Source organism: Stenotrophomonas sp. ATs4, assembly GCF_051861585.1.
Classification (GTDB): domain Bacteria; phylum Pseudomonadota; class Gammaproteobacteria; order Xanthomonadales; family Xanthomonadaceae; genus Stenotrophomonas; species Stenotrophomonas maltophilia_AS.
In genome coordinates this window covers 268649-289593 of the sequence record NZ_JBLYPK010000001.1, presented here as the reverse complement: position 1 = coordinate 289593, position 20945 = coordinate 268649, and the positions used below count along the sequence as shown (strand labels likewise).

Sequence of the window (20945 nt, the reverse complement as noted above, 5' to 3'; positions counted from 1 at the left end):
AGCGCAGGGCGCGGCGGAAGGGGCGCGGTAGCAGACGAGTTGGCAGTTGGAAGTAGCGGGAGAAGGCGTGCTGGTGCCGGCAATACCAGCGACTTCCAACTGACAATTTCAAGTTCCCTTCGGATCGTGGGCGCACGATCCGCACAACAAGGTGGAAGACCTCATGACGTCCTATTCGTTCACCGAAAAAAAGCGTATCCGCAAGGATTTCGGCAAGCAGCGTTCGATTCTCGAAGTGCCGTTCCTGCTCGCCATCCAGGTGGATTCCTACCGTGAATTCCTGCAGGAAAACGTCGATCCGGCCAAGCGCACGGACCACGGCCTGCACGCCGCGCTGAAGTCGGTCTTCCCGATCGCCAGCTACAGCGGCAATGCCGCCCTGGAGTACGTCGGCTACAAGCTGGGCGAACCGGTCTTCGACGAGCGTGAGTGCCGCCAGCGTGGCATGAGCTACGGCGCACCGCTGCGCGTGACCGTGCGCCTGGTGATCTACGACCGCGAGTCGTCGACCAAGGCCATCAAGTACGTGAAGGAGCAGGAGGTCTATCTGGGCGAAATCCCGCTGATGACCGACAACGGCACCTTCATCGTCAACGGCACCGAGCGCGTCATCGTCTCGCAGCTGCACCGCTCGCCGGGTGTGTTCTTCGACCACGACCGTGGCAAGACCCACAGCTCGGGCAAGCTGCTGTACAGCGCCCGCATCATTCCTTACCGCGGTTCCTGGCTGGACTTCGAGTTCGACCCGAAGGACGCGCTGTTCACCCGTATCGATCGTCGCCGCAAGCTGCCGGTGTCGATCCTGCTGCGTGCGCTGGGCTACAGCAACGAAGAGATGCTGGCCGAGTTCTTCGAGATCAACACCTTCCACATCAACCCGGATGAAGGCGTCCAGCTGGAGCTGGTGCCGGAGCGCCTGCGTGGCGAAACCCTGGGCTTCGACCTCGCCGACGGCGACAAGGTCATCGTGGAAGCCGGCAAGCGCATCACTGCGCGTCACATCAAGCAGCTGGAAGCCTCGGGCATCGCCGCCCTGGCCGTGCCGGACGACTACATCGTCGGCCGCATCCTGTCGCACGACGTGGTCGATGCTTCGACCGGCGAACTGCTGGCCCAGGCCAACGACGAAATCACCGACGAGCAGCTGCAGGCCTTCCGCAAGGCCGGTGTGGATGCCGTGGGCACCCTGTGGGTGAACGATCTGGATCGTGGCCCGTATCTGTCCAACACCCTGCGCATCGATCCGACCAAGACCCAGCTGGAAGCCCTGGTCGAAATCTACCGCATGATGCGTCCGGGCGAGCCGCCGACCAAGGACGCCGCGCAGAACCTGTTCCACAACCTGTTCTTCACCTTCGAGCGCTACGACCTGTCCGCGGTCGGCCGCATGAAGTTCAACCGTCGCGTGGGCCGCAAGGAAACCACCGGCGAAGCCGTGCTGTACGACCGCAAGTACTACGGCGAGCGCAACGACGAAGAATCCAAGCGTCTGGTTGCCGCCCACGGCGACAGCTCCGACATCCTGGACGTGATCAAGGTCCTGACCGAGATCCGCAACGGTCGCGGCGTGGTCGACGATATCGATCACCTGGGCAACCGTCGCGTGCGTTCGGTCGGTGAAATGGCCGAGAACGTGTTCCGCGTCGGCCTGGTCCGCGTCGAGCGCGCGGTCAAGGAGCGCCTGTCGATGGCAGAGTCGGAAGGCCTGACCCCGCAGGAGCTGATCAACGCCAAGCCGGTCGCCGCTGCCATCAAGGAGTTCTTTGGCTCCTCGCAGCTGTCGCAGTTCATGGACCAGAACAACCCGCTGTCGGAAGTGACCCACAAGCGTCGCGTCTCGGCCCTGGGCCCGGGCGGTCTGACCCGTGAGCGCGCCGGCTTCGAAGTGCGCGACGTGCACCCGACCCATTACGGCCGCGTCTGCACCATCGAAACCCCGGAAGGCCCGAACATCGGCCTGATCAACTCGCTGGCCGTGTACGCCCGCACCAATCAGTACGGTTTCCTCGAGACCCCGTACCGCAAGGTCGTGGACGGCAAGGTCTTTGACGAAGTCGAGTTCCTGTCGGCGATCGAAGAAAACGAGTACGTCATTGCGCAGGCCAACGCCCTGACCAATGCCGACAGCGTGCTGACCGAGCAGTTCGTTCCCTGCCGTTTCCAGGGCGAATCGCTGCTGAAGCCGCCGGCGGAAGTCCACTTCATGGACGTCTCGCCGATGCAGACCGTGTCGATCGCGGCTGCGCTGGTTCCGTTCCTGGAGCACGATGACGCCAACCGTGCACTGATGGGCGCCAACATGCAGCGTCAGGCCGTGCCGACCCTGCGTGCGCAGAAGCCGCTGGTCGGTACCGGCATCGAGCGCGCCGTGGCGCGTGACTCCGGCGTGACCGTGAACGCCCGTCGCGGTGGTGAGATCGTGCAGATCGACGCCGCCCGCATCGTGGTCAAGGTCAACGAGGAAGAGATCGTTGGCGCCACCGACGCAGGCGTGGACATCTACAACCTGGTCAAGTACACCCGTTCGAACCAGAACACCTGCATCAACCAGCGTCCGCTGGTCCAGGTGGGTGACGTCATCGCCCGCGGCGACGTGCTGGCCGATGGTCCGTCCACCGACATCGGCGAACTGGCCCTGGGCCAGAACATGCTGATCGCGTTCATGCCGTGGAACGGCTACAACTTCGAAGACTCCATCCTGCTCTCCGAGCGCGTGGTGGAAGAGGATCGTTACACCACGATCCACATCGAAGAGCTGACCTGCGTCGCGCGTGACACCAAGCTGGGGCCGGAGGAAATCTCCGCCGACATCCCGAACGTTTCCGAGCAGGCGCTGAACCGCCTGGACGAGAGCGGCGTGGTGTACATCGGTGCCGAAGTCCGCGCCGGCGACATCATGGTCGGCAAGGTCACCCCGAAGGGCGAAAGCCAGCTGACCCCGGAAGAGAAGCTGCTGCGCGCGATCTTCGGCGAGAAGGCTTCGGACGTGAAGGACAGCTCGCTGCGCGTTCCGCCGGGTATGGACGGCACCGTCATCGACGTGCAGGTCTTCACCCGCGACGGCATCGAGAAGGACAAGCGTGCCCGCCAGATCGAAGAGTCTGAAATCAAGCGCGTCAAGAAGGACTTCGACGACCAGTTCCGCATCCTGGAAGCGGCCATCTACATGCGTCTGCGTTCGCAGATCGTGGGCAAGGTGGTCAATGGTGGTGCCAACCTGAAGAAGGGCGACGTCATCACCGACGCCTTCCTGGACGGCCTGAAGAAGGCTGACTGGTTCGCTCTGCGCATGAAGGACGAGGATGCGTCCGAAGCCATCGAGCGCGCCCAGAAGCAGATCCAGGCGCACGAGAAGGAATTCGAGCGTCGCTTCGCCGACAAGCGCGGCAAGATCACCGCGGGCGACGACCTCGCCCCGGGCGTGCTGAAGATGGTCAAGGTGTTCCTGGCCGTGAAGCGCCGCATCCAGCCGGGCGACAAGATGGCAGGCCGCCACGGCAACAAGGGTGTGGTCTCCAACGTGGTGCCGGTCGAGGACATGCCGTACATGGCCTCGGGCGAAACCGTGGACATCGTGCTGAACCCGCTGGGCGTGCCGTCGCGTATGAACATCGGCCAGATCCTGGAAGTGCACCTGGGCTGGGCAGCCAAGGGGCTGGGTCGCAAGATCCAGGCGATGCTGGAAGCCCAGGCCGCGGTTGCCGACCTGCGCAAGTTCCTCGACGACATCTACAACCACGATGACACCAACGTGGCCAACCGTGTCGACCTGTCGCAGTTCAGCGACGAGGAGCTGCTGCGCCTGGCCCGGAACCTGTTCGACGGCGTGCCGATGGCCACCCCGGTGTTCGACGGTGCCACCGAAGCGGAAATCAAGCGCATGCTGGAACTGGCCGACCTGCCGAGCAGTGGCCAGACCCAGCTGTACGACGGCCGCACCGGTGAAGCCTTCGATCGCCACACCACCGTTGGCTACATGCACTACCTGAAGCTGAACCACCTGGTCGACGACAAGATGCACGCCCGTTCGACCGGTCCGTACTCGCTCGTCACCCAGCAGCCGCTGGGCGGCAAGGCGCAGTTCGGCGGCCAGCGCTTCGGTGAAATGGAAGTCTGGGCGCTGGAAGCCTACGGCGCGGCCTACACCCTGCAGGAAATGCTGACGGTGAAGTCCGATGACGTGCAGGGCCGCAACCAGATGTACAAGAACATCGTCGACGGTGAGCACGAGATGGTCGCGGGCATGCCGGAATCCTTCAACGTGCTCGTGAAGGAAATCCGCTCGCTGGCCATCAACATGGAACTGGAAGACAACTGATCCATGCCGGCGCGGCGGTCCGCCGCCGCGCCGCTGGCAGTCAACTGAAAGCCCATCGACACAGCATTCCTCCTTCTGGAGAACACCATGAAAGACCTGCTCAACCTCTTCAACCAGCAGCGCCAGACGCTGGACTTCGACGCGATCAAGATCGCGCTGGCCTCGCCGGACCTGATCCGTTCGTGGTCCTTCGGCGAAGTGAAGAAGCCGGAAACCATCAACTACCGTACCTTCAAGCCGGAACGTGACGGCCTGTTCTGCGCCGCCATCTTCGGGCCGGTCAAGGACTACGAGTGCCTGTGCGGCAAGTACAAGCGCATGAAGCACCGTGGTGTCGTGTGCGAGAAGTGCGGCACCGAAGTCACCCTGGCCAAGGTGCGTCGCGAGCGCATGGGCCACATCGACCTGGCTTCGCCGGTCGCGCACATCTGGTTCCTGAAGTCGCTGCCGTCGCGCATCGGCCTGATGCTGGACATGACCCTGCGTGACATCGAGCGCGTGCTGTACTTCGAAGCCTACGTGGTGACCGAGCCGGGCCTGACCGCCCTGGAGCGCCGCCAGCTGCTGACCGAAGAACAGTACCTGCAGGCCCGCCAGGAGCACGGTGACGACTTCGACGCCGCCATGGGTGCCGAGGCCGTGTACGAGCTGCTGCGCACCATCGACCTGCAGTCGGAGATGACCCGCCTGCGCGAGGAAATCGCCAGCACCGGTTCGGAAACCAAGCTCAAGCGACTGACCAAGCGCATCAAGCTGATCGAGGCCTTCCTGGAGTCGGGCAACCGTCCGGAGTGGATGGTCATGACCGTGCTGCCGGTGCTGCCGCCGGACCTGCGTCCGCTGGTGCCGCTGGATGGCGGCCGCTTCGCGACCTCCGACCTGAACGACCTGTACCGCCGCGTCATCAACCGTAACAACCGCCTGCGCCGCCTGCTCGAACTGAGCGCGCCGGACATCATCGTGCGCAATGAAAAGCGCATGCTGCAGGAATCGGTCGATGCGCTGCTGGACAACGGCCGTCGTGGCCGTGCCATCACCGGCACCAACAAGCGCCCGCTGAAGTCGCTGGCCGACATGATCAAGGGCAAGCAGGGTCGCTTCCGCCAGAACCTGCTCGGCAAGCGCGTCGACTACTCGGGCCGTTCGGTCATCGTGGTCGGTCCGTACCTGCGCCTGCACCAGTGCGGCCTGCCGAAGAAGATGGCGCTTGAGCTGTTCAAGCCGTTCGTGTTCGCCAAGCTGCAGCGTCGTGGCCTGGCCACCACCATCAAGGCTGCCAAGAAGCTGGTCGAGCGCGAAGAAGCCGAAGTCTGGGACATCCTGGAAGAGGTCATCCGCGAACACCCGGTGATGCTGAACCGTGCGCCGACCCTGCACCGTCTGGGCATCCAGGCGTTCGAGCCGGTGCTGATCGAAGGCAAGGCCATCCAGCTGCACCCGCTGGTCTGCACCGCGTTCAACGCCGACTTCGACGGTGACCAGATGGCCGTCCACGTGCCGCTCTCGCTGGAAGCCCAGCTGGAAGCGCGTGCGCTGATGATGTCGACCAACAACATCCTGTCGCCGGCCAACGGCGAGCCGATCATCGTGCCGTCGCAGGACGTCGTGCTGGGTCTGTACTACATGACCCGCTCGCTGGAAAACAAGAAGGGCGAGGGCATGGCCTTCGCCAACATCGCCGAAGTCAAGCGCGCCTACGACAACCGCGTGGTGGAACTGCACGCGCGCGTCAAGGTCCGCATCACCGAGGTGGTGACCGACGAAGACGGCATCAAGCAGAACAAGACCTCGATCGTGGACACCACGATCGGTCGCGCCCTGCTGGCTGAAATCCTGCCGGAAGGCCTGCCGTTCGCGCTGGCCAACACCGAGCTGACCAAGAAGAACATCAGCCGCCTGATCAACTCCAGCTACCGCCAGCTGGGTCTGAAGGACACGGTCGTGTTCGCCGACAAGCTGATGTACACCGGCTTCGCCTACGCGACCCGCGCCGGCGTCTCGATCGGCATCGACGACATGCTGATCCCGGACGAGAAGAAGGGCATCCTCACCGAGGCCGAAGCCGAAGTGCTGGAAATCCAGGAGCAGTACCAGTCGGGCCTGGTCACCGCCGGCGAGCGCTACAACAAGGTGGTCGATATCTGGTCGCGTACCAATGAACGCATCGCCAAGGCGATGATGGACACCATTGGTACCGAGAAGGTCATCAACGCCAAGGGCGAAACCATCGACCAGAAGTCGATGAACTCGCTGTACATCATGGCCGACTCCGGTGCACGAGGCAGCCAGGCGCAGATCCGTCAGCTGGCCGGTATGCGTGGCCTGATGGCGCGTCCGGATGGCTCGATCATCGAGACGCCCATCAAGGCGAACTTCCGCGAAGGCCTGAACGTGCAGGAGTACTTCAACTCCACCCACGGTGCCCGTAAGGGTCTGGCCGATACCGCGCTGAAGACGGCGAACTCGGGTTACCTGACCCGCCGTCTGGTCGACGTGGCGCAGGACGTCGTGATCACCGAGGTGGATTGCGGTACCACCGAAGGCCTGATCATGACCCCGATCGTGGAAGGCGGCGACGTGGTCGAGCCGTTGAAGGATCGCGTGCTGGGTCGCGTGGTTGCCGAGGACGTGTTCCTGCCGGGCAATGACGAAGATCCGATCGTGACCCGTAATACCCTGCTCGACGAAGCCTGGGTGGCCAAGCTGGAAGATGCCGGCGTGCAGACCATCAAGGTCCGCTCGACGATCTCCTGCGAATCGGCCTTCGGTGTCTGCGGTCGCTGCTACGGCCGCGATCTGGCCCGTGGCCACATCGTCAACATCGGTGAAGCGGTCGGCGTCATCGCCGCCCAGTCCATCGGTGAGCCGGGTACCCAGCTGACCATGCGTACGTTCCACATCGGTGGTGCGGCGTCGCGTGCGGCTGCGGTCGACAACATCACCGTCAAGACCACCGGCTCGGTCAAGTTCAGCAACCTCAAGTCGGTCGAGCATGCCAATGGCTCGCTGGTGGCAGTGTCGCGCTCGGGCGAAATCTCGGTGCTCGACGCACATGGCCGTGAGCGCGAGCGTTACAAGCTGCCGTACGGTTCGATGATTGCCTCCAAGGACGGCGATGCAGTGAAGGCTGGCCAGACCGTGGCCAACTGGGATCCGCATAACCACCCGATCGTTTCGGAAGTGGCCGGCTTCATCCGCTTCATCGACTTCATCGACGGCGTCACCGTCATCGAGAAGACCGATGAGCTGACCGGCCTGGCTTCGCGCGAGATCACCGACCCGAAGCGCCGCGGCGCCCAGGCCAAGGATCTGCGCCCGATCGTCCGCATCGTCGACGCCAAGGGCAACGACCTGACGATCCCGGGTACCGACCTGCCGGCGCAGTACCTGCTGCCGCCGCGCTCGATCGTCAACCTGCAGGACGGCGCCGCCGTCGGCGTGGGCGACGTGGTTGCCAAGATCCCGCAGGAAGCCTCGAAGACCCGTGACATCACCGGTGGTCTGCCGCGCGTGGCCGATCTGTTCGAAGCGCGCAAGCCGAAGGATCCGGCCGTGCTGGCCGAGCGTTCGGGCATCATCAGCTTCGGCAAGGACACCAAGGGCAAGCAGCGCCTGATCATCAAGGACACCGATGGTTCGGAACACGAAGAGCTGATTCCGAAGTACCGCCAGGTGATCGTGTTCGAAGGCGAGCACGTGACCAAGGGCGAAACCATCGTGGACGGCGAGCCGAGCCCGCAGGACATCCTGCGCCTGCTGGGTGTCGAACCGCTGGCCGCCTACCTGGTCAAGGAAATCCAGGACGTGTACCGCCTGCAGGGCGTGAAGATCAACGACAAGCACATCGAGGTGATCACTCGCCAGATGCTGCGCAAGGTCGAGATCACCGATCAGGGCAGCAGCAAGTTCCTGAACGGTGAGCAGGTCGAACGTCAGCGCGTCATCGAAGAGAACGTTCGCCTTGTTGCCCGCAACGAGCTGATCGCCCGCTTCGACCCGGTCCTGCTGGGTATCACCAAGGCATCGCTGGCCACCGAATCGTTCATCTCGGCGGCTTCCTTCCAGGAAACCACCCGCGTGCTGACCGAGGCTGCCGTCCGCGGCACCAAGGACAACCTGCGCGGCCTGAAGGAAAACGTGATCGTCGGCCGTTTGATTCCGGCCGGTACGGGTCTGTCCTACCACGCCAACCGCCGCCGCAACGCGAGCGGGCTGACCGATTCGGAAATGCAGACCCTGTCGGGTACCCCGGCTGCCGCACCGGCCGCCGCGGCCGTGGCTGCACCGGAAGTAGTGGTGGAATCGACCGACGCCGAGCAGGCCGAGGATTGATCGACCGGTCCGGCCCCAGGGCTGGACCGCGCAAGAGGGTAGGGCCCGGCCGTTGGCCGGGTCGCGCTACCGGAACCTCCGGCCGCTGGTCGGATGGCTCCGGATGAGGTAGGATGCCGGCCCGGTCTTTCAAAGGACCGGGTTGACAACCTGAACGGGGGGCATGGAGAAGGCTCCCCTGTAACGGCCCGGGATCAGGGCTGGCTTGGCGCGTGCGCATTTGACCGCGTTTTCGTCAGGTTGCTACAATCGTCTGTCTCAGCAGGCCGGTTTCTCGCCTGCTCGCACATATCCGCATTCATGGCCGGTTTTTTTCGGCCTCTCTCAGAAGAACATACTGATGGCGACGATCAATCAGCTTGTCCGCAAGCCGCGGCAGGCAGTCACTTATAAGAGCGCCTCGCCGGCTCTCGAAAAGTGCCCCCAGCGCCGTGGCGTTTGCACGCGCGTTTACACCACTACTCCGAAGAAGCCGAACTCGGCGCTTCGTAAGGTTGCCAAGGTTCGCCTGACCAACCAGGAAGAAGTGATTTCCTACATCGGCGGTGAAGGCCACAACCTGCAGGAGCACTCCGTGGTCCTGATCCGTGGCGGTCGCGTCAAGGATCTGCCGGGTGTGCGTTACCACACCGTTCGTGGTTCGCTCGACGCCTCCGGCGTTGCCAAGCGTCGCCAGGGCCGTTCCAAGTACGGCGCCAAGCGTCCGAAGAGCTAAGGGAAAGCACACATGTCTCGTAAAGGTAATACGCCGCAGCGCGCAGTCCTGCCGGATCCGAAGCACGGAAGCGAAACCATTGCCCGTTTCATCAACATGGTGATGCTGAGCGGCAAGAAGTCGGTCGCTGAAAAGATCGTGTACGGCGCCATGGACGTGATCACCGAGAAGAACAGCAGCGCCAACGCCGTTGAACTGGTGCAGAAGGCGCTGGACAACGTTGCTCCGGCGGTCGAAGTCAAGTCGCGTCGCGTCGGTGGCGCCACCTACCAGGTGCCGGTCGAAGTGCGTTCGTCGCGCAAGATGGCCCTGGCCATGCGCTGGCTGATCGACTCCGCGCGCAAGCGTGGTGAGAACACCATGCCGAAGAAGCTGGCTGCTGAACTGATCGATGCCTCGGAAAACCGTGGCGGCGCCATCAAGAAGCGCGAAGAAACCCACCGCATGGCCGAAGCCAACAAGGCATTCGCCCACTACCGCTGGTGAGTTTGACGGCCTTGTAAAACAGGCAGGGCAGCACCATTACGGTGCTGCCTCGCGGCCCCGGAAGGGCTGCGCCAATCCGAAGGCCGCCGCAAGGCGGCGTTCGGCCATCCGAAATCCAAGAAATCTGAGAGGCTCCCCGTGGCCCGTTCCACTCCTATCGAGCGTTACCGTAACTTCGGCATCATGGCCCACATCGATGCCGGCAAGACCACCACGTCCGAGCGCATCCTGTTCTACACCGGCAAGAGCCACAAGATCGGTGAAGTGCACGACGGCGCCGCCACCATGGACTGGATGGAGCAGGAGCAGGAGCGTGGCATCACGATCCAGTCCGCTGCGACCACCGCGTTCTGGAAGGGCATGGACAAGTCGCTGCCGGAGCACCGTTTCAACATCATCGACACCCCCGGGCACGTTGACTTCACCATCGAAGTCGAACGCTCGCTGCGCGTGCTCGACGGTGCGGTGTTCGTGCTGTGTGCCGTCGGTGGCGTGCAGCCGCAGTCGGAAACCGTGTGGCGCCAGGCCAACCGTTACAAGGTGCCGCGCATTGCGTTCGTCAACAAGATGGACCGCACCGGTGCCAACTTCTACAAGGTCCGCGACCAGCTGAAGGCCAAGCTCGGCGCTGTCGCCGTGCCGATGCAGCTGCCGATCGGCGCTGAAGAAGGCTTCAAGGGTGTCGTCGACCTGCTGAAGATGAAGGCCATCCATTGGGATGAAGCCTCGCAGGGCATGAAGTTCGAATACGGCGAGATCCCGGCCGACCTGCAGGAAAAGGCTGAAGAAGCCCGTACCTTCATGATCGAAGCCGCGGCCGAAGCCAACGAAGAGCTGATGGAAAAGTACCTGGGCGGCGAAGAGCTGGCCGAGGCTGAAATCATCAACGCGCTGCGTACCCGTACCCTGGCCACCGAGATCGTGCCGATGTACTGCGGCTCGGCGTTCAAGAACAAGGGCGTGCAGGCCATGCTCGACGGCGTGATCCAGCTGCTGCCGTCGCCGGTCGACGTGCCGGACGTGACCGGTACCGACGTGGACGATGAAAACATCGCCATGACCCGCAAGTCCGACGACAAGGCTCCGTTCTCGTCGCTGGCCTTCAAGATCATCACCGACCCGTTCGTCGGCGCGCTGACCTTCTTCCGCGTCTACTCGGGCACCCTGAACGGTGGCGACACCGTCCTGAACTCGGTGAAGGGCAAGAAGGAGCGCATCGGCCGCATCCTGCAGATGCACTCGAACAACCGCGAGGAAATCAAGGAAGTTCTGGCCGGTGACATCGCAGCTGCCGTGGGTCTGAAGGACACCACCACCGGTGACACCCTGTGCTCGGTCGACAAGCCGATCATCCTGGAGCGCATGACGTTCCCGGAGCCGGTGATCTCGATGGCCGTCGAACCGAAGACCAAGTCGGACCAGGAAAAGATGGGTCTGGCCCTGGGTCGTCTGGCGCAGGAAGATCCGTCGTTCCGCGTCAAGACCGACGAAGAATCCGGCCAGACCATCATCTCGGGCATGGGTGAGCTGCACCTGGACATCATCGTCGACCGCCTGAAGCGCGAGTTCAACGTTGAAGCCAACGTCGGCGCGCCGCAGGTGGCCTACCGCGAAACCATCACCCTGGCCGACGTCAAGTCGGACTACAAGCACGCCAAGCAGTCCGGTGGTAAGGGTCAGTACGGTCACGTCGTGATCGAACTGTCGCCGCTGACCGCTGCCGACCGTGCGGATGCCAAGCTGTCGGCCAACATCAAGGACGACTTCCTGTTCGTCAATGACATCACCGGCGGCGTGATTCCGAAGGAGTTCATTCCTTCGATCGAAAAGGGCCTGCGCGAAACCATCACCAGCGGTCCGCTGGCTGGCTTCCCGGTGGTGGACGTCAAGGTCAAGCTGGTGTTCGGTTCGTACCACGACGTCGACTCCTCGGAAATGGCGTTCAAGCTCGCTTCGTCGATGGCCTTCAAGCAGGGCTTCGCCAAGGCCAAGCCGGTACTGCTGGAGCCGATCATGAAGGTCGAGATCGTGACCCCGGAGGATTACCAGGGTGACGTGATGGGCGACGTGAGCCGTCGTCGCGGCGTGTTGCAGGGTTCCGACACCACGGGTGACGGTTCGGCCAGCATCATCAACGCGATGATCCCGCTGGGTGAAATGTTCGGTTACGCCACTGCGCTGCGTTCGCAGACCCAGGGCCGCGCCACCTTCACCATGGAATTCGATCACTACGAGCCGGCGCCGAACAACATCGCCGAAGCCGTCATGAAGAAGGGCTGAGCCTCGCTCAGCCTCTCCTGAAAACCACTTACAAAATCAAGGTATACAACAATGGCAAAGGGTAAGTTCGAGCGCACCAAGCCGCACGTCAATGTCGGCACCATCGGTCACGTCGATCACGGCAAGACCACGCTGACCGCTGCACTGACCAAGATCGGTGCCGAGCGCTTCGGTGGCGAGTTCAAGGACTACTCCTCGATCGACGCCGCGCCGGAAGAAAAGGCACGTGGCATCACGATCTCGACCGCGCACGTCGAATACGAATCCGAGAAGCGTCACTACGCCCACGTTGACTGCCCGGGCCATGCTGACTACGTCAAGAACATGATCACCGGTGCTGCCCAGATGGACGGCGCGATCCTGGTCTGCTCGGCCGCTGACGGCCCGATGCCGCAGACCCGCGAGCACATCCTGCTGTCGCGTCAGGTCGGCGTGCCGTACATCGTCGTGTTCATGAACAAGGCCGACATGGTTGACGACGCCGAGCTGCTCGAGCTGGTCGAGATGGAGCTCCGTGAGCTGCTGAGCAAGTACGACTTCCCGGGTGACGACACCCCGATCATCGCGGGTTCGGCCCGTCTGGCGCTGGAAGGCGACCAGAGCGAGATCGGCGTGCCGGCCATCCTGAAGCTGGTCGAGGCGCTGGACACCTGGATCCCGGAGCCGGAGCGTGCGATCGACAGGCCGTTCCTGATGCCGGTGGAAGACGTGTTCTCGATCTCGGGCCGCGGCACCGTGGTGACCGGTCGTATCGAGCGCGGCATCATCAAGGTCGGCGACGAAATCGAAATCGTCGGTATCCGTCCGGTGCAGAAGACCACCGTGACCGGCGTTGAAATGTTCCGCAAGCTGCTGGACCAGGGTCAGGCAGGCGACAACGCTGGCCTGCTGCTGCGCGGCACCAAGCGTGACGACGTCGAGCGTGGCCAGGTCCTGGCCAAGCCGGGTTCGATCAAGCCGCACACCAAGTTCGAAGGCGAAGTGTACGTGCTGTCGAAGGATGAGGGCGGCCGTCACACCCCGTTCTTCAACGGCTACCGTCCGCAGTTCTACTTCCGTACCACCGACATCACCGGTGCAGCCCAGCTGCCGGAAGGCGTCGAGATGGTGATGCCGGGTGACAACGTCAAGATGGTCGTTACCCTGATCAACCCGGTGGCAATGGACGAAGGCCTGCGCTTCGCCATCCGCGAAGGCGGCCGTACCGTCGGCGCCGGCGTGGTCTCGAAGATCATCGAATAATCTGTTAGACTCTGCGCCCCGATGTTGCCTGGGTAGGGCATCGGGGCGTATCAAACGGGAAAGTAGGCACAGGATGTGCCTTGTGTTCCCCGGACCAGGAAGGGTCAATGCCATTCAGGCGGCGTCAACAGGAGACTGTTGACAGCTGCCTTGCGTGCCATTATACTTCTCCGTCTGGGCAGGCCGGTTTCATGGGTCTGCCTGTGCTTTTGGGGTCTACGGATTGACCTTGTCGGCCTGCCGGAGTGCGGGTCGTCTGCATTCAAGGATTTCATGGGACAAAGCAACCCAGAGGCTTTGTCTGTCGCTCTTTTAACGAAGGAACCTACCGCTATGGCGGACCAAAAGATCCGGATCCGGCTGAAAGCGTTCGATCATCGTTTGATCGATCGTTCGGCCAGCGAGATCGTTGAAACGGCTAAGCGGACCGGCGCGCAAGTGCGTGGCCCGATCCCGCTGCCGACCAAGATCGAGCGTTATACCATTCTCGTCTCCCCGCACGTCGACAAGGACGCGCGTGACCAGTACGAGACCCGCACGCACAAGCGCGTGCTCGATATCGTTGACCCGAATGACAAGACCGTGGACGCGCTGATGAAGCTCGAACTGGCTGCCGGCGTCGACGTTCAGATCAAGCTGACCTGAGGACTACGACCATGACGAAGAAGTATTCGTTGGGCTTCGTGGGCCGCAAGGCTGGCATGAGCCGCGTGTTCACTGAAGATGGCCGTTCCATCCCGGTGACCCTGATCGAAGCAACCCCGAACCGCATCGCGCAGATCAAGACCGTCGAAACCGACGGCTACAGCGCCGTGCAGGTGACCGTCGGCGCCCGTCGCGCTGCCCTGGTCAACAAGCCGGAAGCCGGCCACTTCGCCAAGGCGAAGGTGGAAGCGGGTCGTGGCCTGTGGGAATTCCGCGTTGAAGACGCGCAGCTCGGCGATTTCGCCGTTGGCGGCGAAGTCAAGGCGGACATCTTCGAAGTCGGCCAGATCGTCGACGTCCAGGGTGTCACCAAGGGTAAGGGTTTCCAGGGCACCATCAAGCGCTACAACTTCCGTATGGGCGATGCAACCCACGGTAACTCGCTGTCGCATCGCGCGCCGGGTTCACTGGGTCAGCGCCAGACCCCGGGTCGCGTTTTCCCGGGCAAGAAGATGTCGGGCCACATGGGCGCGGTGCAGCAGAGCACCCAGAACCTGGAAGTGGTCAAGGTCGACGTGGAGCGCGGTCTGATCGCGGTTCGCGGCGCCGTTCCGGGCGCGGCGGGTGGCGATGTGATCGTCCGTCCGGCGAGCAAGGCATAAGGAGAGATGACGATGGAACTCGTTATCACGGGTAGCAACAACAAGGTCTCGGTCTCCGACGCCGTGTTCGGTCGCGATTTCAGCGAAGATCTGGTCCACCAGGTCGTCGTTGCTTACCGCAACGCCGGTCGCGCCGGCACCAAGGCACAGAAGACTCGCTCCGAAGTGGCTGGTACCACCAAGAAGTCGAAGAAGCAGAAGGGCGGCGGCGCGCGTCATGGCGCACTGACGGCTCCGATCTTCGTCGGCGGCGGTGTCACCTTCGCGGCAAAGCCGCGCAGCTTCGAGCAGAAGGTCAATCGTAAGCAGTACCGTGCCGCCATGTGCGCGATCCTGTCCGAGCTGAACCGTCAGGGCCGTCTGACCATCGTGGAGTCCTTCGATGTCGAAGTGACCAACACGAAGGGTCTGATCGCCAAGCTGGCCGGCCTGGAAGTGGGCAAGCGCCCGCTGATCGTCACTGAAGAAGCCTCCGAGCACCTGTACCTGTCCGCCCGCAATCTGCCGTACGTGCAGGTGCGTGACGTCCAGGGCCTGGATCCGGTGTCGCTGGTCGGTGCCGACACGGTCGTCATCACCGCTGACGCGGTCAAGAAGGTCGAGGAGTGGCTGGCATGAACAGCAACGAAAAAATCTTCAGCGTGCTGCGTGCCCCGCGTGTCTCCGAAAAGACCGCGCGCCTGCAGGAACTCTCCAACCAGTATGTCTTCGAAGTTTCGAACGAAGCCACCAAGGCCGATGTAAAGGCCGCGGTTGAGCAGCTGTTCGACGTCAAGGTCGAAGCCGTCAACGTGGTCAACGTCAAGGGCAAGAACAAGTCCTTCCGTAACCGTGCTGGCCGCCGCGGCGATTGGCGCAAGGCGTACGTTCGCCTGGCCGACGGCCAGTCGATCGATGTAACGGCCAAGGCCTGAGGTACATCCCATGCCATTGATGAAATTCAAGCCCACTTCCCCCGGCCGTCGTTCGGCCGTGCGCGTGGTTACTCCCGACCTGCACAAGGGTGCTCCGCACGCCGCACTGGTCGAGTCGCAGAGCCGCTCGGGTGGTCGTAACCACCATGGCCGCATCACCGTGCGTCACGTCGGTGGTGGTGCCAAGCAGCACTACCGCATCATCGACTTCAAGCGCAACAAGCTGGGCATCCCGGCGCGCGTGGAACGCATCGAATACGATCCGAACCGCACCGCCCATATTGCTCTGCTGTGCTACGTCGACGGTGAGCGTCGCTACATCATCGCCCCGAAGGGTCTGAAGGCGGGCGATCAGGTGATCGCTGGTTCGGATGCCCCGATCAAGGCGGGCAACACCCTGCCGCTGCGCAACATCCCGGTGGGTACCACCATCCACTGCATCGAGCTGAAGCCGGGCAAGGGCGCTCAGATCGCTCGCGCTGCGGGTGCTGCCGTGCAGCTGGTCGCTCGTGAAGGCATCTACGCCACCCTGCGCCTGCGCTCGGGTGAAATGCGCAAGGTTCCGGTCGAGTGCTGCGCAACCATCGGCGAAGTCGGCAACGACGAGCACAGCTTGGAAAAGCTGGGCAAGGCCGGTGCCAAGCGCTGGCGTGGCGTCCGTCCGACCGTTCGTGGTGCAGCCATGAACCCGGTTGACCACCCGCACGGTGGTGGTGAGGCGAAGGCCGGCCAGGGTAACCCGCATCCGGTCACCCCGTGGGGTGTCCCGACCAAGGGCTACAAGACGCGCCATAACAAGCGCACTCAGCAGTTCATCGTCCGCGATCGTAGGGGCTAATCGACCATGGCACGTTCACTCAAGAAGGGCCCGTTTGTCGATCACCACCTGGTTGCTAAGGTGGCTGCCGCTGCGGGTAGCAAGCGTCCGATCAAGACCTGGTCGCGTCGTTCGATGATCCTGCCTGACATGGTAGGCGTCACCATTGCCGTGCATAACGGCAAGAATCACATCCCGGTTCTCGTCAACGAGAACATGGTCGGCCACAAGCTCGGCGAATTTGCCATCACCCGGACCTTCAAGGGTCACGGTGGTGACAAGAAGTCGGGCAAGTAAGGAGAGATGACAATGGAAGCGAAAGCCATCCTGCGCACCGCGCGCATCTCCCCGCAGAAGGCACGTCTGGTCGCTGACCAGGTGCGCGGTCTGCCGGCCGAGCGTGCCGTCAACCTGCTGAAGTTCTCGGACAAGAAGGCTGCCCACCTGATCAAGAAGGTGGTGGAGTCGGCTATTGCAAATGCCGAGAACAACCAGGGCGCCGACGTCGACGAGCTGAAGGTTCAGACCATCATGGTTGATGAAGGTCCGACCCTGAAGCGTTTCATGGCGCGGGCGAAAGGCCGCGGTACCCGCATCCTCAAGCGCACCAGCCACATCACTGTGGTTGTGGGCGCCGCCAAGTAAGCGGATAAGGAAAAGACCATGGGTCATAAAGTTCATCCGATTGGTATCCGCCTGGGTATTTCCAAGGACTGGAACTCCAAGTGGTACGCCAACAAGGCCGAGTTCGCTGGTTACCTGGCGGCCGACCTGAAGGTGCGGGAAATGCTGCGCAAGAAGCTTGCGCAGGCCGGCATCAGCAAGATCCTGATCGAGCGTCCGGCAAAGACCGCTCGCGTGACGATCCACACCGCCCGCCCGGGCGTGGTGATCGGCAAGCGCGGTGAGGACATCGAGAAGCTGCGCAAGGAAGTGAGCGAGATGATGGGCGTTCCGGCGCACATCAACGTCACCGAAGTGCGCAAGCCGGAGCTGGACGCACAGCTGGTTGCCGAATCGATCGCGCAGCAGCTGGAGCGTCGCATCATGTTCCGCCGTGCAATGAAGCGCTCGGTCGGCAATGCGATGCGCCTGGGTGCCCTGGGCATCAAGGTCAACGTCGGTGGCCGCCTCAACGGTGCAGAAATCGCCCGTTCGGAGTGGTACCGCGAAGGCCGCGTGCCGCTGCACACCCTGCGTGCCGACATCGACTATGGCTTCGCTGAAGCCAAGACGACCTACGGCATCATCGGCATCAAGGTCTGGATCTACAAGGGCGAAGTCTTCGATTTCTCCCAGGTTGGCCAGGAAAAGCAGGACGACACCCCGTCGCGCAACGATCGTCACGATCGCGGCGACCGTGGTGACCGTCAGCGCCCGGCCCGTGAAGCGAGGTAACGACAATGTTGCAACCCAAGCGAACCAAGTACCGCAAGGTACACAAGGGCCGTAACGAAGGCCTGAGCTGGAGCGCCAACGCTGTCAGCTTCGGCGAATACGGCCTGAAGGCAACCGCCCACGGTCAGCTGACCGCGCGTCAGATCGAAGCGGCCCGCCGCTCGATCAGCCGCTACGTGAAGCGCGGCGGCAAGATGTGGATCCGCGTGTTCCCCGACAAGCCCATCACCAAGAAGCCCATCGAAGTTCGAATGGGTTCGGGTAAGGGCAACGTGGAATACTGGGTGGCCCAGATCCAGCCCGGCCGCATGATCTATGAAATCGAGGGTGTTACCGAAGACGTGGCACGCGAGGCGTTCCGCCTGGCCGCCGCCAAGCTCTCGGTCACCACCACTTTCGTGACCCGGACGGTGCGCTGATGGATATCAAAACTCTCCGTGAAAAGTCGGCTGACGACCTCAAGGCCCACCTGATCGACCTGCGTAAGGAACAGTTCTCTGTCCGTATGCAGCAGGTCACCGGCCAGCTGCCGAAGACACACGACATCCGCCGGGTCCGTCGCGAGATTGCTCGCGTCAAGACCCTGCTCGGCAGCACGAAGTAAGGATGGCCGCTATGAGCGACAATACTGAAAACAAGGCGCTGCGCACGGTCGAAGGCCGTGTCGTCAGCAATAAGATGGACAAGACGGTTACCGTCCTGGTTGAGCGTCAGGTCAAGCACGCGCTGTACGGCAAGTACATCAAGCGCTCGACCAAGCTGCACGCCCACGATGCCGACAACGCCTGCAAGGAAGGCGATGTCGTCCGCGTGACCGAGATTGCTCCGATGTCCAAGACCAAGAACTGGCGCGTGGTGGAAGTCATCACGCGTGCGGCTGAATAAGGAGTCTGAATCATGATCCAGATGCAGAGCTACCTTGACGTCGCGGACAATTCGGGTGCCAAGCAGGTGATGTGCTTCAAGGTGCTGGGTGGTTCCAAGCGCCGTTACGCCGGTATCGGCGACATCATCAAGGTCACCGTGAAGGATGCGATTCCGCGCGGCAAGGTCAAGAAGGGTGAAGTGTATGACGCCGTCGTGGTGCGTACCCGCAAGGGTGTGCGTCGCGCCGATGGCTCGCTGATCCGCTTCGACGGCAATGCTGCCGTTCTGCTGAACAGCAAGCAGGAGCCGATCGGCACCCGTATTTTCGGGCCGGTGACGCGTGAACTTCGTTCGGAGAAGTTCATGAAGATCGTCTCGCTCGCTCCCGAAGTGCTGTGAGCGACAGGAGATAATCATGGCTAACCGTATCAAGAAGGGCGACCAGGTTGTCGTCAACGCCGGCAAGGACAAGGGCAAGCAGGGCGAAATCGTCCGCGTCGACGGCGACCGTGTGGTCGTCGCCAACGTGAACATCGTCAAGCGCCACACCAAGCCGAACCCGCAGGCAGGTGTTGCCGGCGGCGTGGTCGAGCGTGAAGCGTCGATCCATATCTCCAACGTGAATGTGCTGAACCCGGCTTCGGGCAAGGGCGAACGCGTTGGCTTCAAGGTGCTGGAGGATGGACGCAAACTGCGTGTGTTCCGCTCCAGCGGTGAGGCGCTCGACGCCTGAGGAATGTGAAGATGACTTCCCGTCTCGAAAAGTTTTACAAGGAAGAAGTGGTGCCGGCGCTGATGAAGCAGTTCGGCTACACCAATTCGATGGAAGTGCCGAAGCTGGTCAAGGTCACCCTGAACATGGGTGTCGGCGAAGCGGCCACCAACAAGAAGATCCTGGAAAACGCCGTCGGCGACATGACCAAGATTTCCGGCCAGAAGCCGGTTGTCACCAAGTCGCGTATCTCGGTTGCGTCGTTCAAGATCCGTGATGGTTGGCCGATCGGCTGCAAGACCACGCTGCGTCGCCACAAGATGTACGAGTTCCTGGATCGCCTGATCAACATCTCGCTGCCGCGCGTGCGCGACTTCCGTGGTGTTTCCGGTCGTTCCTTCGACGGTCGCGGCAACTTCAACATGGGTGTGAAGGAACAGATCATCTTCCCGGAAATCGACTTCGACGCTGTCGACGCGATCCGCGGCATGGATATCGCCATCACCACCACTGCGAAGACCGACGCGGAAGCGAAGGCGCTGCTGGCAGCGTTCAAGTTCCCGTTCCGTAACTGATCCGTCGAGGAAACCGAAATGGCAAAGACCTCCATGGTCAACCGCGACATCAAGCGGAAGAAGCTGGCTGAAAAGTACGCTGTCAAGCGTGCTGCTCTGAAGAAGATCGTGTCCTCGCCGGACGCGACCTACGAAGAGAAGATCGAGGCCTCCACCAAGCTGTCGAAGCTGCCGCGCGATTCGTCGCCGAGCCGCCATCGCAGCCGTTGCGAACTGTCTGGCCGCCCGCGTGGCGTGTACAGCAAGTTCGGCCTGGGTCGTAACAAGCTGCGCGAAGCCACCATGCGTGGTGACGTTCCGGGCCTGCGCAAGGCCAGCTGGTAATCCCAGCCGGTCCTGCGATCAGGGGTCCCCTCGGGGGCTCCTGAACCGGGGAGGGCAGGCGTTCAGCTTTCCCTCTGCGAAAAAACCCGAAGAGCCCGACGCAAGTCGGGCTCTTTTGGCGTATACTCCCGCGTCTTGCTCTGTGCAAACGGGGAAGTAGAGTGGGCTTCCGGCTCACTGCATGAAGGGACCTGGCCCGTTTCCAGGAGACAACAGATTTTCGCGAAAGCGGATATCGGTGCACTCAAAGGTACTCATATGAGCATGACTGATCCCATCGCCGACCTGCTGGTCCGCATCAAGAATGCGGCCGCGGTTGGCAAGCAGACGGTGAAAGCCCCGTCGTCCAAGATCAAGGTTGCGATCGCCCAGGTCCTGAAGGACGAGGGTTACATCACCGACCTGCGCGTTACCGCGCTCGAGAACAACAAGTCCGAGCTGGAAATCGTGCTGAAGTATTTCGAAGGCAAGCCGGTCATCGCGACCCTGAAGCGCTTCTCGCGTTCGGGCCTGCGCCAGTACCGCGGCAAGAGCGAGCTGCCGAAGGTCATGAACGGCCTGGGTATCTCCATCATTTCCACCTCCAAGGGCATCATGACTGATGCGCAGGCGCGCCAGCTGGGCGTCGGCGGCGAAGTCCTGTGCTTCGTGGCCTAAG

Annotated in this window: 22 protein-coding genes; all 22 read left to right on the top strand. The window is 62.4% G+C overall.

All coding sequences use genetic code 11. From position 1 onward, the window contains the following. Positions 1-163: 163 nt before the first annotated feature. The 22 genes from rpoB (at position 164) to rpsH (ending at position 20944) form a co-directional block, all read left to right on the top strand. A complete protein-coding gene (rpoB, locus tag ABR323_RS01460; RefSeq protein ID WP_439447939.1) occupies positions 164-4318 on the top strand; it encodes a DNA-directed RNA polymerase subunit beta in 4155 nt (1384 codons plus the stop codon). 87 nt (positions 4319-4405) lie between these two features. Next, complete coding sequence (gene rpoC, locus ABR323_RS01455; RefSeq protein WP_439447938.1) at positions 4406-8650, top strand: DNA-directed RNA polymerase subunit beta'; 4245 nt, start codon at positions 4406-4408, stop codon at positions 8648-8650. A gap of 340 nt (positions 8651-8990) precedes the next feature. Beyond that, positions 8991-9365 carry a 30S ribosomal protein S12 gene (gene rpsL / locus ABR323_RS01450; RefSeq protein WP_439447937.1) on the top strand — a complete coding sequence of 125 codons (375 nt, stop codon included), beginning with the start codon at positions 8991-8993 and terminating at the stop codon, positions 9363-9365. A gap of 12 nt (positions 9366-9377) precedes the next feature. Next, positions 9378-9851 carry a 30S ribosomal protein S7 gene (rpsG, locus tag ABR323_RS01445; RefSeq protein ID WP_439447936.1) on the top strand — a complete coding sequence of 158 codons (474 nt, stop codon included), beginning with the start codon at positions 9378-9380 and terminating at the stop codon, positions 9849-9851. 138 nt (positions 9852-9989) lie between these two features. Continuing rightward, positions 9990-12131, top strand: a complete 2142-nt coding sequence (fusA, locus tag ABR323_RS01440) for an elongation factor G (RefSeq protein ID WP_439447935.1) — start codon at positions 9990-9992, stop codon at positions 12129-12131. Between the two features lie 51 nt (positions 12132-12182). After that, positions 12183-13373 (top strand): elongation factor Tu, encoded by a 1191-nt coding sequence (gene tuf / locus ABR323_RS01435; RefSeq protein ID WP_439447934.1) that lies wholly within the window; start codon positions 12183-12185, stop codon positions 13371-13373. A 333-nt stretch (positions 13374-13706) separates the two neighbouring features. Further along, positions 13707-14018, top strand: a complete 312-nt coding sequence (gene rpsJ / locus ABR323_RS01430) for a 30S ribosomal protein S10 (RefSeq protein WP_010341589.1) — start codon at positions 13707-13709, stop codon at positions 14016-14018. 11 nt (positions 14019-14029) lie between these two features. Further along, complete coding sequence (gene rplC / locus ABR323_RS01425) at positions 14030-14680, top strand: 50S ribosomal protein L3 (protein ID WP_025879301.1); 651 nt, start codon at positions 14030-14032, stop codon at positions 14678-14680. A gap of 12 nt (positions 14681-14692) precedes the next feature. Then, on the top strand, positions 14693-15298 hold the full coding sequence (rplD, locus tag ABR323_RS01420; RefSeq protein ID WP_004145337.1) for a 50S ribosomal protein L4: 606 nt from the start codon (positions 14693-14695) through the stop codon (positions 15296-15298). Next, entirely contained in the window at positions 15295-15594 is a 300-nt protein-coding gene (gene rplW, locus ABR323_RS01415) for a 50S ribosomal protein L23 (RefSeq protein WP_004145338.1), read from the top strand. The genes rplD and rplW overlap by 4 nt, the downstream gene beginning before the upstream one ends. A gap of 10 nt (positions 15595-15604) precedes the next feature. Next, the gene (gene rplB, locus ABR323_RS01410; protein WP_004145339.1) at positions 15605-16432 is read left to right on the top strand and encodes a 50S ribosomal protein L2; all 828 of its coding nucleotides are present in this window, start codon (positions 15605-15607) and stop codon (positions 16430-16432) included. A 6-nt stretch (positions 16433-16438) separates the two neighbouring features. Beyond that, a complete protein-coding gene (rpsS, locus tag ABR323_RS01405) occupies positions 16439-16708 on the top strand; it encodes a 30S ribosomal protein S19 (protein ID WP_004145340.1) in 270 nt (89 codons plus the stop codon). 12 nt (positions 16709-16720) lie between these two features. Beyond that, positions 16721-17056 carry a 50S ribosomal protein L22 gene (rplV, locus tag ABR323_RS01400; RefSeq protein WP_004145348.1) on the top strand — a complete coding sequence of 112 codons (336 nt, stop codon included), beginning with the start codon at positions 16721-16723 and terminating at the stop codon, positions 17054-17056. An 18-nt stretch (positions 17057-17074) separates the two neighbouring features. Further along, positions 17075-17809 (top strand): 30S ribosomal protein S3, encoded by a 735-nt coding sequence (gene rpsC / locus ABR323_RS01395; protein WP_004145350.1) that lies wholly within the window; start codon positions 17075-17077, stop codon positions 17807-17809. A gap of 5 nt (positions 17810-17814) precedes the next feature. Next, a complete protein-coding gene (rplP, locus tag ABR323_RS01390; RefSeq protein WP_004145352.1) occupies positions 17815-18228 on the top strand; it encodes a 50S ribosomal protein L16 in 414 nt (137 codons plus the stop codon). Further along, positions 18228-18413 carry a 50S ribosomal protein L29 gene (gene rpmC, locus ABR323_RS01385; RefSeq protein ID WP_025879306.1) on the top strand — a complete coding sequence of 62 codons (186 nt, stop codon included), beginning with the start codon at positions 18228-18230 and terminating at the stop codon, positions 18411-18413. The genes rplP and rpmC overlap by 1 nt, the downstream gene beginning before the upstream one ends. Positions 18414-18424: 11 nt before the next feature. Further along, the gene (rpsQ, locus tag ABR323_RS01380) at positions 18425-18694 is read left to right on the top strand and encodes a 30S ribosomal protein S17 (RefSeq protein ID WP_004145355.1); all 270 of its coding nucleotides are present in this window, start codon (positions 18425-18427) and stop codon (positions 18692-18694) included. A gap of 12 nt (positions 18695-18706) precedes the next feature. Beyond that, on the top strand, positions 18707-19075 hold the full coding sequence (rplN, locus tag ABR323_RS01375; protein ID WP_004145357.1) for a 50S ribosomal protein L14: 369 nt from the start codon (positions 18707-18709) through the stop codon (positions 19073-19075). A gap of 16 nt (positions 19076-19091) precedes the next feature. Then, entirely contained in the window at positions 19092-19409 is a 318-nt protein-coding gene (gene rplX, locus ABR323_RS01370; protein WP_004145359.1) for a 50S ribosomal protein L24, read from the top strand. A gap of 11 nt (positions 19410-19420) precedes the next feature. Further along, positions 19421-19963, top strand: coding sequence for a 50S ribosomal protein L5 (gene rplE / locus ABR323_RS01365; protein WP_049470496.1), 543 nt, complete (start codon positions 19421-19423; stop codon positions 19961-19963). 18 nt (positions 19964-19981) lie between these two features. Beyond that, on the top strand, positions 19982-20287 hold the full coding sequence (rpsN, locus tag ABR323_RS01360) for a 30S ribosomal protein S14 (RefSeq protein ID WP_135272434.1): 306 nt from the start codon (positions 19982-19984) through the stop codon (positions 20285-20287). Between the two features lie 258 nt (positions 20288-20545). Further along, positions 20546-20944 (top strand): 30S ribosomal protein S8, encoded by a 399-nt coding sequence (gene rpsH / locus ABR323_RS01355; RefSeq protein WP_004145387.1) that lies wholly within the window; start codon positions 20546-20548, stop codon positions 20942-20944. Position 20945: the final 1 nt, after the last annotated feature.

Bases quoted from the DNA above. Each gene is read 5' to 3' on its own strand.
- rplE (WP_049470496.1), top strand. From the start codon at position 19,421: ATGACTTCCCGTCTCGAAAAGTTTTACAAGGAAGAAGTGGTGCCGGCG.
- rplX (WP_004145359.1), top strand. From the start codon at position 19,092: ATGGCTAACCGTATCAAGAAGGGCGACCAGGTTGTCGTCAACGCCGGC.
- rpsJ (WP_010341589.1), top strand. From the start codon at position 13,707: ATGGCGGACCAAAAGATCCGGATCCGGCTGAAAGCGTTCGATCATCGT.
- rplN (WP_004145357.1), top strand. From the start codon at position 18,707: ATGATCCAGATGCAGAGCTACCTTGACGTCGCGGACAATTCGGGTGCC.
- rpsC (WP_004145350.1), top strand. From the start codon at position 17,075: ATGGGTCATAAAGTTCATCCGATTGGTATCCGCCTGGGTATTTCCAAG.
- tuf (WP_439447934.1), top strand. From the start codon at position 12,183: ATGGCAAAGGGTAAGTTCGAGCGCACCAAGCCGCACGTCAATGTCGGC.
- rpoC (WP_439447938.1), top strand. From the start codon at position 4,406: ATGAAAGACCTGCTCAACCTCTTCAACCAGCAGCGCCAGACGCTGGAC.
- rplV (WP_004145348.1), top strand. From the start codon at position 16,721: ATGGAAGCGAAAGCCATCCTGCGCACCGCGCGCATCTCCCCGCAGAAG.
- rplB (WP_004145339.1), top strand. From the start codon at position 15,605: ATGCCATTGATGAAATTCAAGCCCACTTCCCCCGGCCGTCGTTCGGCC.
- rplD (WP_004145337.1), top strand. From the start codon at position 14,693: ATGGAACTCGTTATCACGGGTAGCAACAACAAGGTCTCGGTCTCCGAC.
- rpsL (WP_439447937.1), top strand. From the start codon at position 8,991: ATGGCGACGATCAATCAGCTTGTCCGCAAGCCGCGGCAGGCAGTCACT.
- rpoB (WP_439447939.1), top strand. From the start codon at position 164: ATGACGTCCTATTCGTTCACCGAAAAAAAGCGTATCCGCAAGGATTTC.
- rpsG (WP_439447936.1), top strand. From the start codon at position 9,378: ATGTCTCGTAAAGGTAATACGCCGCAGCGCGCAGTCCTGCCGGATCCG.
- rpsQ (WP_004145355.1), top strand. From the start codon at position 18,425: ATGAGCGACAATACTGAAAACAAGGCGCTGCGCACGGTCGAAGGCCGT.
- rpsS (WP_004145340.1), top strand. From the start codon at position 16,439: ATGGCACGTTCACTCAAGAAGGGCCCGTTTGTCGATCACCACCTGGTT.
- rpsN (WP_135272434.1), top strand. From the start codon at position 19,982: ATGGCAAAGACCTCCATGGTCAACCGCGACATCAAGCGGAAGAAGCTG.
- rpsH (WP_004145387.1), top strand. From the start codon at position 20,546: ATGAGCATGACTGATCCCATCGCCGACCTGCTGGTCCGCATCAAGAAT.
- rplP (WP_004145352.1), top strand. From the start codon at position 17,815: ATGTTGCAACCCAAGCGAACCAAGTACCGCAAGGTACACAAGGGCCGT.
- rplW (WP_004145338.1), top strand. From the start codon at position 15,295: ATGAACAGCAACGAAAAAATCTTCAGCGTGCTGCGTGCCCCGCGTGTC.
- rpmC (WP_025879306.1), top strand. From the start codon at position 18,228: ATGGATATCAAAACTCTCCGTGAAAAGTCGGCTGACGACCTCAAGGCC.
- rplC (WP_025879301.1), top strand. From the start codon at position 14,030: ATGACGAAGAAGTATTCGTTGGGCTTCGTGGGCCGCAAGGCTGGCATG.